This window comes from Candidatus Cloacimonadota bacterium (assembly GCA_011372345.1).
In the GTDB taxonomy this organism is placed as follows: domain Bacteria; phylum Cloacimonadota; class Cloacimonadia; order Cloacimonadales; family TCS61; genus DRTC01.
This window is the reverse complement of the sequence record DRTC01000223.1, coordinates 1-2040: the sequence shown is the minus strand read 5'-3', so window position 1 is coordinate 2040 and position 2040 is coordinate 1. Positions and strand designations below refer to the sequence as shown.

2 protein-coding genes are annotated in these 2040 nt (G+C 37.9%); both read left to right on the top strand.

Going from position 1 to position 2040, the window contains the following annotated elements; all coding sequences use genetic code 11:
- A partial coding sequence (locus tag ENL20_04350) for an NYN domain-containing protein (GenBank protein ID HHE37785.1) occupies window positions 1–513 on the top strand: 513 nt, incomplete at its 5' end.
- A 112-nt stretch (window positions 514–625) separates the two neighbouring features.
- On the top strand, window positions 626–2040 hold a 1415-nt coding region (locus tag ENL20_04345; GenBank protein ID HHE37784.1), incomplete at its 3' end, for a hypothetical protein.

Sequence of the window (2040 nt, the reverse complement as noted above, 5' to 3'; positions counted from 1 at the left end):
CTATCTCCACAAAATGATATTGTAAAAATCAAATATTTTACTGCTAATGTTTCCGGAAAGTATGATCAGGATAAACCAAGAAGACAGTTAACATATTTGAATGCACTAAAAAATTATATTCCCGAAATTGATATTATAAAAGGTTATTTTCAAACTCACGAAGTGGAGATGCCCACTGCTAACAATCCAAGGAAAAAAGTTAAGGTTTTAAAAACAGAAGAAAAATGTACCGACGTTAGCCTGGCTGTTCATTTAGTAAATGATGGATGGAAAAATTTATATGAATGTGCTGTTGTTCTATCTAATGATGGAGATCTTCTTGAAGCACTCAAAATCGTGCATGACGAATTAAAATTATGTGTTGGATTAGTAACTCCCGGAAAAGCAAGAATATCAAAATCTCTTCTTAAGTATGCTACCTTCCAAAAGAGGATAAGAACGAATCTTCTGAGAAATAGTCAGCTGCCAAATCCTATCCCGAATAGTAATATCTATAAACCAGTTGATTGGTAAACATATTTTTTAATATTCTTAATTTTATACACCTTCATTTTTTTCTTGCCAAAAAATTCCCACTTTTAGTCTTACTCAATATAAGATCACATACTAAAAGATCGGAGCATATATGAAAAATAAAATCCGCATAATTATTGCATGTTTACTGATACTGAACACAGTACACCTTCTTGCTCAAAGCGACTATGAGAAGTGGCTTAAAAAAGATCAACAAAAATTTGATGATTATAAAACCGAGCAGGACAAGCTGTTCATGCAGTTCCTCGAGGATGACTGGAAGCAGTTCCAGGTTTTCCAGGGATTAAAAGCCGATGACACCCCAAAACCTGCCGAAATCCCGCAAGCAGAACCTCAACCGCTCCAGCAAACTGAAATCGAGAGAAACGACAGAATAAAAGAACTCTTTGTTCCGAAAATCCACAAATCTATGAAATCCCCGGGTGATCTGAAAGTGAAAGAGGAAACCGCTCAGTTCAAGACAAAAAAGCAGACCCAAAAAACCGATGTGCTTTCGTTAAATGTTGATTTCTATGAAGCACCTATATCATTGCCCGACGAGACTTCTTTAAAAATTTCGTTGAAGGGAAAGCCAAATAATGAATCCATCGCAGAATACTGGAAAAAGATCAGCAATGCAGAATTCGAAGGTTCGTTGCAAAAAACAGAATCATACAAAAAATCCCTTGCATTGAATGACTGGGGATACTGCATGCTCCTTTATGACATCGGAAAAGTCATAAATAATGGAGATGAAGCAGAAGCACTTCTTTTCACGTGGTTCATGCTCAACAAATCCGGATACGACACCAAGATTGGCTACTCTAATGAGCAGGTCTATCTTCTCATGCCAAGCAAAGATGAAATTTTCGGTGCTCCTTACTTTACAATTGATAACCGCCGCTTTTATGTGATGTCTCTCGATGGAAAAGAACTTGAACTTGGGTCTATGTACACCTACGAAGGTGATTATCCTGATGCAAATAAGATCGTTTCACTTAACCTGAACACGCTTCCTGTTTTATGCGGGAATGTGCCGAAGCAGGTAAATTTTTCATATAATGGAACAAATTACACCATTAAATATACATATAATAAAAACATCGTAAATTTTTTGAACACCTATCCGCACACCTCATATCCGATCTATTTCAACACGCCCTTAATGGACCAATCCTATTCTTCTCTTGTCGAGCAGCTTAAACCGATTCTATCCGGGAAGTCAAAATCGGAAGCCCTCAACATCCTTTTGCGGTTTGTCCAGACTGCGTTTGAATATAAAACCGACCAGCAGCAGTTTGGAAAGGAGAAATGCCTTTTTGCAGAAGAAACGCTTTTCTATCCTTACTGTGACTGCGAAGACCGGTCAGTCATATTTGCCTATCTCGTAAAGAAACTCCTCGGGCTCGAAGTGATAGGTTTGGATTACCCGGGTCATATTGCCACTGCCGTAAAAATCGATAATGTGCCCGGAGATCATGTGATGGTGAATGGCAAAAAATACCTCATCTGCGATCCAACCTACAT